The following is a 12,621-nucleotide window of genomic DNA, read 5'->3' on the forward strand; positions in this document are numbered from 1 at the left end:
GGATCCTTATGGGGTTGCATTGCCCAAGCCTACCTTCCCGGTAAAGCGCTCAAGCAAATCGAAGAGGATCATCCCCGCCAACATGGCTCCAAAAAACACACCGGCTTGCCAGAATCCGGCACCCAGTCCAACGATTGCCGGTCCTGGGCAGATGCCGGCGATGCCCCATCCGGTGCCGAACGTCAGGCTTCCTCCGATCAAGCGTCGATCGAGTGCTCGCTTCTGAGGCAGTTGCATTGCTTCGCCCAGCAGAGAATGCTTCCGCCGTTTTGCCCAACCGAATGGCAAGACCGCTACGGCAATGGCGCTGACCATCACCAGAGCCAGTGATGGATCCCAGGTCCCGGTCAGATCGAGAAATCCCAATACCTTGGCAGGATTTGCCATACCCGCGAGCAATAAGCCCAGTCCGAAAATCAATCCTGCAAGCAACGCAATCAGCACACGCATCGTCAGCCCTCCAATAGATGGCGAACGACGAAAACGGTGACGAGTCCGGCCGTCATGAAACTCAGTGTCGCGACCATGGAGCGTAACGACAGTCTGGAGATGCCGCACACGCCATGTCCGCTGGTACAACCTGATCCATAACGGGCACCGAGCCCTACCAATAACCCTGCCGGCACCAGGCTGATCCAGCCATTCTGAAACTCGATGATGGGGAGGGGGGTGAAAAGCAGCCAAATCAGAGGGGCAATGAACAACCCGAGTAGAAATGCAGCCTTTTCCAAACGGCCTTCACTCTCTCGACTGAGTAAGCTACCCAGTAAACCGCTGATCCCGGCCACTCTCCCGTTGAGTACAACAAAGAGCCCGGCAGCCAAGCCAATCAAAGACCCTCCGGCCAATGAATTCCAGGGAGTGAAATGGATCCAGTCAATGACCATTGAGTGCTCCTGCGCAGGATAGTGGATGCTGATCATGGATAGCGGCAAGGGTCATTTAGCCAATATCCTCGACAAACCTGCACCCTCTGAGTGCTGCCGGCATTCCGTTGGCCAGCCCTAAACCTAACCTTGATATCCACGACATTTTCCCGTTGAACGGATCCTCGCTGATTCGCGGGCAAGCCCCAATGCCGGGCATTTGGTTGCAGCAGAGGCTGAACCAATACAACAAGGCTTCATGCTCATGGATGGGGTGCTTACAACACGGTGTTACTTAGTACCGGTGAATTGTTGTGAATAAGCAGCAATAACCAAAAGTCGTAAATAGCGCCCAAGGCGAGAGAGAGGAGGGTCTTGGGACTCCACCCGACAGCCAAGGCCGGGCGGGGTGTTTGGCGTTAGCGGATAAACGCCCGCAAATCGCTGCTTACTGTTTTGATCGCCACTTTGAAGTCATTGGTGGTAACGGGTTGGCTGGCATTTTTCAGGGTTTCACCGAAGACTTTGCGCACCACTTTGGCCACCGTTTGGCCGTTGCTCGCATCGATCAGTTCGGCTTCGATATAAAGCTCGGTGTCCTGGTCGCGGTGGCCGGTGGCAGCAGTCACGCTGCCGACGAGGGCAGCGACCGGGACGACTTCATACCAGTGCATGCCTTCGTTCGACGCCGTAACGCCTGTGATGGCGGCGCGCATGATCAGCGTGCGCGAACCGGCAGGCGCAGATTGGGCGTTCGATACGATCAGGTATCTCTGGCCGAGGACGTTTTTAGCGCTACTGGTCATGTACGCCTGCAGCTCTTCGAGGGTCTTGAGGTTGACCCTATCGTCAGGCCGAGGTGCCGGGTAGAGTTCCAATTGCTTGAAAACGACCGTGTCGTAGGCGTTCGAGTTCCACGACGGGGTGGCCCAACGCATCGCCTTCTGGCCGCTGGTGGCGGTGACTTCTTGCAGGTTGTTGTAGTCGGGCAAGAAGCCGGAGTACTGCTCTTTCTTGGCGATTTTTGAGGTGCAACCACCTAGCATCAAGCTACCCAATGCGACACCTAATAAGAGTTTATGGACCACGTTCATGTGTTTCTCACTTTTGCGTTTAGTTGTTCGATAGGGAGGCCTTTCAAGTGGTACGCATGCAGCATTTCCGGGCGGGCGAATGCCATGGTGTGCCGCTGCTGTGCTGCTGTCCGGCCCATCAATCGGTGCGCGATGCATCGTTACCCTGTACTTGGGTTTGCGGCTCGCCATGGGCGATCAGCCAGTTCAGCATGTCGGACACCGACACCCGGTGGCTGCGTTCCACCCATTGCACGCCGTCATGGCTGTAATGCTCGATATAGCGGCTGAGGATCACCTCACGCTGGTCGTCCGACAGCTGCAGGCTGGTTTCGCGAACGTGCAGTACGGCGTTGGCGTGTTTCGCTACCCGGTGCTCCAGTATCAGTGGCTGATTGTTAGACGGCATGGGTTGTGGCCTCTTCACTAGAAGGGTCGCTTGACGAACGAGAGCAGGGGCGCGCTTGGGCGAAGGCATGGCAAACAGTCTTGGCAGGAAAGGAATCAGATACTGGCATTCGGTCCTTGCTTGAGAATGTCTGCTTTTTTACCGTGCCGACACTTTGTTACCGAGTTGAAATATATGACGGATCGCATCGAATGGTTTTAGATATGAGTTCTTACAGAACATAAGTGATACGCACCGGTGAGCAGTATTTTGATCGTAGACGACGACCTTGAAGTCCTTGCTCTGCTGAAGAAATTTTTTGTGCAGCACGGCTATTCGGTGGAGGTGGCTACCGATGGTGCCTCACTGTGGTCGGCCATGGAGCGTCAGGCACCGGATCTGATCATTCTCGACCTGATGCTGCCGGGGGAGAACGGGCTGACGCTGTGCCAGCGTCTGCGTCAGCAATACCCCACGCCTGTGATCATGCTGACCGCCATGAGTGAGCTGAGTGATCGGGTGGTGGGGCTGGAGATGGGGGCCGACGATTACCTCGGGAAACCCTTCGACGCCCGCGAGCTGTTGGCTCGGGTGCGCGCAGTGTTGCGCCGGGCCGGGGAGAACCGACCATTGACCGGGCAGGTGCAGCGCCCGCTGATCAAGTTCGCCGACTGGCAGTTGGACCTTACCCGACGAGAGCTACGCTCGCCGGATCAGGTGATGATTCCGTTGTCGGCCGGGGAGTTTGACTTGCTGCTGGTCTTTGTCGAGCACCCGCAGCGCATTCTAACCCGGGAACTGTTGCTGGACCTGGCGCGAGGTCGCAGCCATGAAGCATTCGATCGCAGCATCGACGTTCAGGTCAGCCGCTTGCGGCGCAAGTTGGATCTCGACAGCAAGCGAGTGGAGATGATTCGCACTGTGCGCAACGTCGGTTACCTGTTCACTCCCAGTGTGACTCGCCAGTGAAGGGTGGCAAGGCAGGCTGGCGTCTGCGCTCGCGCGATACAATAGCCCGCTGGATCGCTCTGACCACCATTGTCGCCATGCTCACTTCGCTGGGCTTCAACGCACTGTTCACCCAGCTGGCGGGCGTCTGGGCGTATCCGCCGTTGACCGAGACCGGGTTGCTGGAGAAGGTTTCCCTGCTGAGCAAGCTGATCGAGGCGTCACAAGTCGCACAGCGCGAACGTCTGTGCGCCGCAGTCAGTGACAGCACCTGGAACATTAGCTGGCACGCCAGCCGTGAAGAGCTGGATTTGCCGACGGTCCCCGACGCGACTCGTCGCACGGCCATACCTCAAGTGCAGCGTCTGTTCAACGACCCTCAGCGCCGGCTCGAAGCCTATCAACCCAGCGACTGGCCACAGCAAAACGGCCACTACACCTTGCTGGTGCAACTGATCGATGGCTCCTGGCTCATGTTCAGCATCTCCTCGCGCAGTTGGGGACTGGGGCAGTGGCAGCGCAACCTGATTTTGATCGTTCTGGTGCTGTTGTCCACCGGCCTCGTCGCACTGATTGCCACCCGCCGCTTGGCCAGGCCCCTGCAACAATTCGCCCAGGGCGCCCGACGTTTTGGTGTCGACTTCCGCGCCCCGCCCATCGAACCGCTCGGCCCCCAGGAAATCCGCCAGGCGATCCTCGCGTTCAACGCCATGCAGGCCCAATTGCAACACTTCATCAAAGACCGCACCCAGATGCTCGCCGCCATCTCCCACGACCTACGCACGCCCCTGACCCGCATGCGCCTGCGCGGCGAATTTATCGAAGACCCTGAGCAACAGCAACGGCTGTTTCGCGACGTCGACGAGATGCAGGCCATGATTAACTCCAGCCTGGAATTCTTTCGCGACGATGCCCGACTGGAACAGACCACACGGTTCGACCTGGCAGAACTGCTGCAAACCATCATCGACGACTACCGCGACCAGTCCATCGACATCACCTTCAGCGGCCCCCCCCACCTGGTCTACTTTGGTCGCCCGCTGGGCCTCAAGCGCGTCATCACCAACCTGCTGGACAACGCCATCAAATACGCCTGCGACCCGGCCGTCGAACTGCGCGGGGACGATGAACAGGTGACCATTCTCGTACTTGACCGCGGGCCGGGGATCCCCGTCGAAAGCCATGAGCAGGTGTTTGCACCGTTCTTCCGGCTGGAAAGGTCGCGCAATAAAAGCACCGGCGGTGTGGGGTTGGGGTTGTCGGCGGCAAGAGCGATCGTGTTGGAGCAAGGGGGGGCATTGACCGTGAGCAATCGCAAACTTGGAGGGTTGGAGGTGAGGGTGGTGTTGCCGGTGTTGAAGGGAGAGGGGGTTGGGCGACGGGATAACTGAATGTCGTGCTTGCCCCCGCATCTGTGCTGGGCTTCTCGCTCCAGACGGCGGTTCGACCGGATGCAAATGGCCTATCGCAATGAGCGATAGGCAATAGGGTCGCTGTAAGCCGACTGCAGGTCCCGTTCCGGGATCTCCCAGATGATGTGTGTTGGCGGCGTTTCTTTGAAGGCCGGCTTGTTGAGGTAGCTGTTTGCGGCGCCAGAGAACGCTCCGCCGTCTTTGGCGAAGTTACCCACGGGGGCGCCCAGTGCCTGCTGCAGAAACCCCGCGAAGTTGGAGTTGCGCGAGAATGAGGTGCCGATGAGCGCGGTGTTGGGCAGGTCGGCATCGCCAAAGAGGTCTGCCTCAGTGTCAGGGCTGTCGGCTGACGCAACGGGAAGTTCGTGGGTGCTGGTTTGGGCGACACTTTCGGGTGCGGGTTGCCATTTGAGCGGGAGCCAGTCGATGCCCGCCAGATGGACCAGATCGCCAGGCCGTACCGCGAGCGCGGCATGACTTTCGTTGAACGACCTGCGTGGCGTTGCGCTGATGCCCAGGGTCTTCAGGCGCTGCGCGATGGCATCGGCCGCAGTCTTCGCGCCGGATTCGCTCCAGTGCGTATCGGTGCGCAAATAGGCACTGGCCCCCAGTGGTGACAGCGCAACCGTCAGGTCCAGATTCGATACACCTCCCATATCCAGCTTCGAGGTCCAGGCCCGGATGCGCCCTTCGAGAACGGCTGGGCGGTGCAGTGAGCAACGTTGCTCAGAAGCGATGCGGCTCTTGTCTGGAACGATGACCACCAGCAGGCTGATGCCACGTTGGGAGAGTTGCTGTTTCAGATCAATCACGGCCTGGATTTTGGCATCGGCATTGCGTTGCGCTTGATGATTGACCTTGAGTTCATCGGCCAAAAACAGCCAGTCAGGACAGCCCGAGCGAACCCTCGGCCCCGTGTCGCCGAGGAGCAGCCAACTGGCGCCGCGCTCCAGCTCGGCGAAGGTGGTGGGGAAGTGAGCTTTCGACAGTTCCTTGGCGATCCGATGGGTGATATCGCCGTCAAGCATCTGCGCGGTCAGCACTGTATCGGGTAACAGCTCGATCTGCCCTGAGCCGATCAGACGGCCAGAGGACAGCAGCCCGGCGAACAGGAATATCAGCAGCGCCACGCCTGCCAACCGACTGCTGCGTGTCGCCAGATCATCTGGCGGAGTGGGGGGCGAGGTCTGCTTTGGGGTCGTCATCAGAATTGGAAGTACAGGAAGGGTACGGTTTCGCGACTGGCGATCAGTGCGAACGACAGCATGAAACCGGCGATGGGCCAAAGGGCGGCGGGGTAGAGCGCTAGGCTGCCCAGTCGTTTCTCACAGTAAGGGTGCAGCAGCGGTGCGATGACACCGAACACACCCAGCAAGCCCGCAAGGCCATGTATCGGGCGCAGGGTCGCGGACAGCTCGTCACCGAGGGCGATGCCCTGCAGGCCGAACTGCCCGGCATACAGACTCAATGCGCTATGAAAGTCGGGGGCGCGGAACAGAGTCCAGGCCAGGCAGACAAACAGCAATGTAAGGCCATGGGACAGCACCGGCGGTACAGCCGGCAGGGTAGAACGGTTCCAGGCACGATCAACGCATAACGCGAGGCCATGGGCACAGCCCCACAGCAGATAATTCCAGCTGTCGCCACCGTGCCAGAGGCCGGCGATGGCCATGATCAGGAACAGGTTGCGGTAGGTTTTCCAGGTGCCGTGGCGATTGCCGCCCAGCGGAACATACAGATAGTCACGTAACCAGCTGGACAGCGACAGATGCCAGCGGCGCCAGAAGTCCTGGATGCTGTTGGCAAGATAAGGACGGTTGAAGTTCTCGGGAAAGTGGAAGCCCAGCATCAGTCCCAGACCAATGGCCATGGCGCTGTAGCCGGCGAAGTCGAAGAACAGTTGCAAGGAGTAGGCAAGGCAGCCGATCCAGGCGTCAGAGAAACTGGGGTTCTGCACATTGAACGCCACGTCGACCACCGGCGACAGGGTGTCGGCCACCAAGACCTTCATGCTCATCCCGACCATAAACCGGCGTGCGCCCAGCGAGAAATTCTGCAGGTTGAAGTAACGCTGATTCAGCTCACGCCGAACCCAGTCATAGCGAATGATGGGGCCTGCGACCGAATGGCCGAACATCGAAATATAGGTGGCGTAGTTGATGAAGCTGCGTTCGACCGGCACGGTGCGGCGATGCACATCCACCAGATAGGAAATCGCCTGCAACACGATAAACGACAGCCCGGCCGGCATGATGACCCGCTGCCAGTCCAGGGGCATGACGCCGTACCCGGTGATGGTATCGATCAACGTGCCGGCAACGATGTTGGCGTACTTGTACCAGCACAGCACCGCCGTGTTGAGCACGATCAGCGTCGCGAGTATCCGCACGCGGCCCCTATCTTCCCGTAAGGCGTCAATCAGCAAGCCGCCAACCCACGCCGTGATCGTCAGCCCCACATGCACAGCGAGGAACCGTGGGCTCAACCAGCCATAGAACAGCCAGCTGCCGGTCAGTAACGTGACGTTGCGCCGGGCGGCTGGGCACACTGCATAGGCACCCAGGAACAGCGGCAGGAACAACGTCAGAAACTCGAGAGAGGCAAAAACCATGGTGGTGGCACGATCCGATCAGTGGGCCAGGACGTCAGTCGCGAGCAGCAGGTAAGGGCCATTTGCGCCGGGCAGCAGCACAACGCTGTAGCGTTCACCGGCTTTGAGTTGGCCCAGGTCCAGCGGGGCACCGACGTTGGTTTGGGCGCAGACCAATTGAACCGACAGGCTGACCGGGTTGATCGCTCGGCGTTGCACGCTGCCGTCGGCCACCTCCTTGAACAGGTCGGCGTTTTTCCCCGCAGCGCGCAAACCGGCCTGGGTGCACGCTGGATCGGCGCTGATAAACGCCAGCGAGGCCCTCAGGCTATTGAAGTCGTCGGGTTGCTCACGGATGACGACTTGGCGGATACCTTGAGCGCTGTCTGGTAATGCGATCACGCTGGCGAATTCACCTGCCGCCACCTGGATGTCCAGCGGCTGGCTTTTGCCGTTGCGTTCCAGGGTGCCCTTGATCGGCTGGTTGGCGGGCACTGGCAGGTAGTCGGACACGGCATTCGAGCCTTCGAGTTTGAGGCTTGCCCGAGAGCCTTCGGCCAGCAGTTGCAACGGTTGGTCAGCGGCGTTGATAAAGCGCAGGAAGGCTGAGTCCTGATCCGGGCCCGTCGGGTACAGGGCAATGTCGGCGGCCTGGGCGTGCAGGCACAGCATCAAGGGCGCGAACAGCGCCCAGCCACGTGCTGATCGGCTCATTTGGCGGCGCCTGTGCTGCTGAGGCTGTCGGCGGGCAGTTTGGCCAATGCACCACCGATCGCTGCGCCCCATGCTTGATAACCGGCGACGGTGAAGTGCTGCCCATCAGTGGTGATCCACTGCCCGGGTTTGGAGAGCGTCAGCGAATCGATGTAGGTACAAGGCGCCACGTTCGCGGCCAGAAACTGCGACATCAACTGGGTGCGGGCATCATTCTTCTGGTACATGCCACCGGCTTTGCCCCAGGCCGGGCCTACCCAGGCGCAACGGGTCCCGGTGGCGGCGATGGCCTTGGTCAGGCTGGTGACGCTTTGCCATGCCCAGGCCTTTGGAAACACCGGCTTGTCATAGGACGCCATGGTGTCGCCGATGACCAGTACCACCAGGTCGGGCTTGTCGGCGGCGATCAGGTCCTGGATCGGCGTGGTGGTTGCCTCGCGCCCCTTGATCACGATCTTGTCGTTGCCTTTGCGCTCGGCACCGCAGTCGACCTTTTTGCTGATCAGCCAGTCGCCGGCGCTGGCGCCGCAGGCACCAATGGAGTGAACCTGGGCGCCTTGGCGCGTTAGGTTGTCGTGCAGCGGCTCCAGCAAATGGTCCGCGAGGCTCATGTGGCTCTCCCCAAGTACAAGGAGAGTCAGACCGGCAAGGGCAGAAGTGGGCATCGAAAGCTCCAGAATGATCAGTTGGAATAAGGCGAGGTGTACGGGCTGACCGGCAGGCTTAGGGGGCCGCTGATCTCCTCGAACTGGTAGCGCAAAGACAGGGCACCGCTGAGTTGTTGGTAGTCGTGGGCGTTGTCCAGGCCCAGATTGGCGCCCAGCAGGAAGTTCGAAGCGACCTTGTATTCAGCCGCCGCACCGACGCTGTAGCCAATCCCGGTTTTGTTTTGCCCGGCGTAGCGCAGGCCCGAGGCCGCCTGCAGGGCTTTGTCGGTCGGGAAATAGTCGACGCTGTCTTGCTCGAAATGCTGCACGCCGACTGAGCCCTTGACTTGATAGCTCAAGCGTCCGGAGCGTTGTGCCCAGATCACCGGCACGCCCAGGGCGAAGAACGTCTGTGGGCTGAAATAGCCGCCGTGGCCGTAGGTGAAATAGTCCTGGTTATTGGCGTAGCTCATGCCGGTCATGCTCAGGCCGGCGGTCAGCTTGCTGTCCGTTGTATTTTGTAGGTACCAGTACACGCCGCTGCCCAGTTCACTGCGGCTGTTGGACTCGACATGATTGCCCAATAGCTGGTGCCAGGAGGCGTAGCCATAGGCGCCGACTTCGTTGTCGTCAAAGCTCAACTGGCCACGCCCACCGTTGGCGGTCACACCGCCCCAGGACTGCCCACTGCGTTTGTCCGTGGTGCCGGCAAACGAGGTGACGCTGTCAGTCACCGGACGCCGGGAAACGCTCACGCCGTAACGGACATTAGAGGTGTCGCTCACGGGGCGATCAACGCTGATGCCCCCGGTGGCGGTGGTGTATTTGAAGCCGAGCGGGGTGGTGCCGAGATCGGCTTTGAGCCCATCCGCGGGCCGTTGAATGGCGACGGAAAGGCCGACACCCTCGGCTTTTTGCGAACCGGCGCTGCCGCTCTGCGCACCGTTGCCAAAACGCGACAGCGCCTCGCCGCTGGCACTGCCGGCGTTCAGCGAGACCGGCGTCACGCGCAGGGCGATGCGGCTCTCATCCAGCGGAATATTGATCTCCAGCGGTGTTTCAATATCGGTCAGTTTGCTCAGTCCCGACTCACTGTTGTTGCTGCGAATGCTCACGCCCTGGGTGACGTAGGCACTGCGCTCCTGGAGGATTTTATTCAGCGCCAGTTGCGCGGGGCTGATGTCCTCGCTCAACAGTGCTGCGCGCGGCAGCTGCGCCTCGAATGGATTGCTCGCCTGCTGCGGCCTTGGCGGGGCATCGATGCCAAAGGGTGTGTGAGACTTCCCAGGGCCCGGCATCTCCTGAGCCGGTGGCGGGATCGCTGCCAGCAAGGTGTCGCGACTGACCTCGCCACGTTGACCTGTCACCCCGGCAAAAGGGTTGGGCGCCACTGTCGAACCAGCCAGTTGGCCGCTCTGGTTTCTGCGTTTTTCGCTCTGTTCGATGGCCACGGCTTTGCGCAGCAGATCGGCCGCTGTGCCGGTCTTGCCCATGTTCTGGTAGAGGCGTGCGGCCTCCGTCAGCGTTTGAGGGTTACCGGATTCAGTCTTGAGCAGCTGTTGCAGTGCCTGTTCGGCAAATGCAGGGTCATGTGCCAACACCGCCGCGTCGGCAGCACCCAGCAGCAGTTGTGGGTCGTTTGGCTGGCGCTGTAACAGCGGTTTGTAGAGTTCGAAGGCTTTTGCCGTGTCGCCGTTGGCCGAGTACATCCGCGCCAGGGCCGCGACGGCAGCGCTGTCACCGGGACGTTGCGCGAGTGCGGGCGCCAGCGTGTCATAGGCGCTGGCCAGGTCGCCGCGTTCACGCAGCTGGTCAGCCTGACGGATGCGATAGAGATAGAGCAGATCGTCGAAACGCTTGCGAGCCGGCGCGTTCAAGGGCCTGCCCTGAAGGTCGCGCAGAATCTCGTTGACCTGTGCGTCGTCTCCGGTTTTAAGCAGGACCGCGGCGTATTGCAGGATGAAGTCCGCCGAGGGCGCCGTGGTGTGTTGCAACTGGCCGCGCATGAGGGCCAGTGCACGGGTCGGGTCGCCGATGTCGACATAGGCTGCGGCCAGGCTCGCCGTGCGGTCTGGACTGTTGTTGGCCAACGGCTGAATGCGCTCGAGCAAGGTCAGGGCTTCCTGGCGCTGTCCGCGCTTGCCCAACTCGATCGCCTGGCTGAGTTGCAGGTTGAGATTGACATCAGCGGCCAGCGCTTCCATGTCCGGGGTGCGCTGGTCGGGGCGCAAGCGTCCCAAGGTTGCCTGGGCGGCTTTCCACTCGCCCATCTGCACCGACAGCAAGGCGCTGACGTAAAGCGCATCGGCATTATCGGGATGGGCCTGGAGCATGGCGTTGATCAGGTCCCGAGCCTTTTGCGGTTCGCCCATCGCCAGGTTCAGGCGGGCCAGGGCGAAACGTGTCCAGATGTTGTCCGGCTCAAAGCGCAGCGCGTCTTGCAAGGCGTTGCGCGCAGCGGGCAGGTCGTTGCGTTGTTCGGCAAGGGCGGCCAGTTGCGTCGCACGCAAGGCTTGCAGGCGTGCGGATTGGCCGATCTTTGCCTGGCCGGCGGCTGGCAGGGTGTTGATCAGTTGCAGGGCTTCATCGTTCTTGCCGCTCTTGAGCAGCACGTTGACCAGCCCTTCCTGGGCTTGAGGGTCGTCACGGCGCAGGCTCAGCACCTGGCGATAGTTGCGCTGGGCGTCATCGAGCTGGCCGCCGCTGGCCTGAATATCGGCCAGGGCGAGGCGAGCGTCGACCCCGTTTGGGGTCAGACGCAGCGCCTGGTTTACCAAGGCCTGTGCCTGGGCTGTCTGGCCTTTGGCCTGGGCGTCGCGGGCTTGCTGCAAGGCAGACCAGTAGCGCACTTCGTTCAGCGCGGCTTGCCAGTGGCTGCCGTCACGTTGTCGTGTGGCCTGAACCAGGAGCTTTTCCGCTTCGGCCAGTCGGTGTTGCTGCTGGCGAATAACGCCGAGGCCACCCAATGCGTCAGCATCATCGGGCTGGGTCTTCAAGCGCGCTTGAAACGCCTGTTCGGCGGTGGCCTGATCGCCTTCTTTCAGCGCCTTCAGGCCGCGTGCGACGTCGGCGGGCGGTTGCCATTCCTTGCTGGCCGTCGTTGCCACCTGTTGCTTGCCCTTGTTCATCTGCGCCCGGATCTCGGCATCATCCGGATGTGTCTTGAGGTACGCCTCGAACAACGGCACTTGTGCGGGATTGGGCGGGCCGATCCAGGTCAACGCCAGGCGCCAGCTTTCGTCGGCATCACCGGCAATGTCGGTACGCTGGGTCAGCGCGGCCAGGGCGCGGATGCCCTCGGCACGGCTGTCTTCATGGCGGACCAGATGCTTGGCGTAAAACAGCGCGACGATCGAGTCGTTGGGCATCTCACGTTGCAAGCGCTGAAGCCCGCTGCGTGCTTCAGCCCAGTCAGCCTGATTGAAGGCAAGGTTGTTGTAATACTCACGGCCAATCGTGCCTTGAGGTGGACGGCCATCGAACAGTGAGCGAAACACGGCGGTCGCTTTGTCGCGCTCACCGGCATCGACGAGGCGCCGAGCCTCTTCCAGACGCTGCTGGTTCTGCGGTTGGGCCACGCCGATGTCCTGCGCCAATTGCAGTGCCTGTCGAGGCGGTGGCTGGATGGCCTGCAAACGGTCGAGGTATTGCTGCGCCTGTTGTGGCTTGCCCTGTTGCACGCCAATCAAGCCCAGGCCATACAGTGCATCAACCTGGGCCGGGTCCAGCAGCAGGACTTTCAGCCAGACTTCCGCAGCGCGTTGCGGGTTGTTGTGCAACTGCCAGTACTGCCCTTGCTCGACGAGTAAGGTCTGTGGCGTCGGACTTTGAGCGTGGGCAGCAGCGGCCGTCCAGGCGCTCATGACGGCGAGGGCTAGCGTGCGGTGGTGCGCGTGCATGCGATCTCCCAGGAGAGTTTCAGCGTTCCGTCTTCCCGGAATCGATAATGTTTATCTGCCCAGCCGAGCGCGAACAGGCTGAGC

11 protein-coding genes are annotated in these 12,621 nt (G+C 61.0%); 2 read left to right on the forward strand and 9 right to left on the reverse strand.

What is annotated here, in order from left to right; genetic code table 11:
- Positions 1–6: 6 nt before the first annotated feature.
- The 4 genes from ACN1C3_RS11840 to ACN1C3_RS11855 form a co-directional block, all read right to left on the reverse strand.
- Entirely contained in the window at positions 7–450 is a 444-nt protein-coding gene (locus tag ACN1C3_RS11840; RefSeq protein WP_419115987.1) for a DUF6691 family protein, read from the reverse strand.
- Between the two features lie 2 nt (positions 451–452).
- The gene (locus ACN1C3_RS11845; RefSeq protein WP_419115988.1) at positions 453–887 is read right to left on the reverse strand and encodes a YeeE/YedE family protein; all 435 of its coding nucleotides are present in this window, start codon (positions 885–887) and stop codon (positions 453–455) included.
- 398 nt (positions 888–1,285) lie between these two features.
- A complete protein-coding gene (locus ACN1C3_RS11850) occupies positions 1,286–1,960 on the reverse strand; it encodes a DUF3313 domain-containing protein (RefSeq protein ID WP_419115989.1) in 675 nt (224 codons plus the stop codon).
- A 118-nt stretch (positions 1,961–2,078) separates the two neighbouring features.
- A complete protein-coding gene (locus ACN1C3_RS11855) occupies positions 2,079–2,348 on the reverse strand; it encodes a hypothetical protein (protein ID WP_419115990.1) in 270 nt (89 codons plus the stop codon).
- Between the two features lie 237 nt (positions 2,349–2,585).
- Here ACN1C3_RS11855 and ACN1C3_RS11860 point away from each other — a divergent pair, with 237 nt between their 5' ends.
- Positions 2,586–3,296 (forward strand): response regulator, encoded by a 711-nt coding sequence (locus ACN1C3_RS11860; RefSeq protein WP_419115991.1) that lies wholly within the window; start codon positions 2,586–2,588, stop codon positions 3,294–3,296.
- On the forward strand, positions 3,293–4,666 hold the full coding sequence (locus tag ACN1C3_RS11865) for a sensor histidine kinase (RefSeq protein WP_419115992.1): 1,374 nt from the start codon (positions 3,293–3,295) through the stop codon (positions 4,664–4,666). The genes ACN1C3_RS11860 and ACN1C3_RS11865 overlap by 4 nt, the downstream gene beginning before the upstream one ends.
- 71 nt (positions 4,667–4,737) lie before the next feature.
- On the opposite strand, the gene ACN1C3_RS11870 is transcribed toward ACN1C3_RS11865, so the two are convergent.
- From ACN1C3_RS11870 to ACN1C3_RS11890, 5 genes are read right to left on the reverse strand one after another with little or no spacing between them, the layout of a single operon-like run.
- Positions 4,738–5,892: an alginate O-acetyltransferase AlgX-related protein gene (locus tag ACN1C3_RS11870; protein WP_419115993.1), complete on the reverse strand. Its 1,155-nt coding sequence runs from the start codon at positions 5,890–5,892 to the stop codon at positions 4,738–4,740.
- Positions 5,892–7,298 (reverse strand): MBOAT family O-acyltransferase, encoded by a 1,407-nt coding sequence (locus tag ACN1C3_RS11875; protein WP_419115994.1) that lies wholly within the window; start codon positions 7,296–7,298, stop codon positions 5,892–5,894. The genes ACN1C3_RS11870 and ACN1C3_RS11875 overlap by 1 nt, the downstream gene beginning before the upstream one ends.
- Before the next feature lie 18 nt (positions 7,299–7,316).
- Entirely contained in the window at positions 7,317–7,991 is a 675-nt protein-coding gene (locus tag ACN1C3_RS11880; RefSeq protein ID WP_419115995.1) for an alginate O-acetyltransferase AlgF, read from the reverse strand.
- On the reverse strand, positions 7,988–8,656 hold the full coding sequence (locus ACN1C3_RS11885; RefSeq protein WP_419115996.1) for an SGNH/GDSL hydrolase family protein: 669 nt from the start codon (positions 8,654–8,656) through the stop codon (positions 7,988–7,990). Before ACN1C3_RS11885 ends, ACN1C3_RS11880 begins: the two co-directional genes overlap by 4 nt.
- Before the next feature lie 17 nt (positions 8,657–8,673).
- Positions 8,674–12,537: a cellulose synthase subunit BcsC-related outer membrane protein gene (locus tag ACN1C3_RS11890; RefSeq protein ID WP_419115997.1), complete on the reverse strand. Its 3,864-nt coding sequence runs from the start codon at positions 12,535–12,537 to the stop codon at positions 8,674–8,676.
- Between the last annotated feature and the right edge of the window lie 84 nt (positions 12,538–12,621).

The organism is Pseudomonas sp. H11T01 (assembly GCF_048515765.1).
GTDB lineage: Bacteria > Pseudomonadota > Gammaproteobacteria > Pseudomonadales > Pseudomonadaceae > Aquipseudomonas.

What these genes read in the sequence shown, in the direction of transcription:
- ACN1C3_RS11840 (WP_419115987.1), bottom strand. Translation starts at nt 450, where the DNA reads ATGCGTGTGCTGATTGCGTTGCTTGCAGGATTGATTTTCGGACTGGGC.
- ACN1C3_RS11855 (WP_419115990.1), bottom strand. Translation starts at nt 2,348, where the DNA reads ATGCCGTCTAACAATCAGCCACTGATACTGGAGCACCGGGTAGCGAAA.
- ACN1C3_RS11885 (WP_419115996.1), bottom strand. Translation starts at nt 8,656, where the DNA reads ATGCCCACTTCTGCCCTTGCCGGTCTGACTCTCCTTGTACTTGGGGAG.
- ACN1C3_RS11870 (WP_419115993.1), bottom strand. Translation starts at nt 5,892, where the DNA reads ATGACGACCCCAAAGCAGACCTCGCCCCCCACTCCGCCAGATGATCTG.
- ACN1C3_RS11850 (WP_419115989.1), bottom strand. Translation starts at nt 1,960, where the DNA reads ATGAACGTGGTCCATAAACTCTTATTAGGTGTCGCATTGGGTAGCTTG.
- ACN1C3_RS11890 (WP_419115997.1), bottom strand. Translation starts at nt 12,537, where the DNA reads ATGCACGCGCACCACCGCACGCTAGCCCTCGCCGTCATGAGCGCCTGG.
- ACN1C3_RS11845 (WP_419115988.1), bottom strand. Translation starts at nt 887, where the DNA reads ATGGTCATTGACTGGATCCATTTCACTCCCTGGAATTCATTGGCCGGA.
- ACN1C3_RS11875 (WP_419115994.1), bottom strand. Translation starts at nt 7,298, where the DNA reads ATGGTTTTTGCCTCTCTCGAGTTTCTGACGTTGTTCCTGCCGCTGTTC.
- ACN1C3_RS11880 (WP_419115995.1), bottom strand. Translation starts at nt 7,991, where the DNA reads ATGAGCCGATCAGCACGTGGCTGGGCGCTGTTCGCGCCCTTGATGCTG.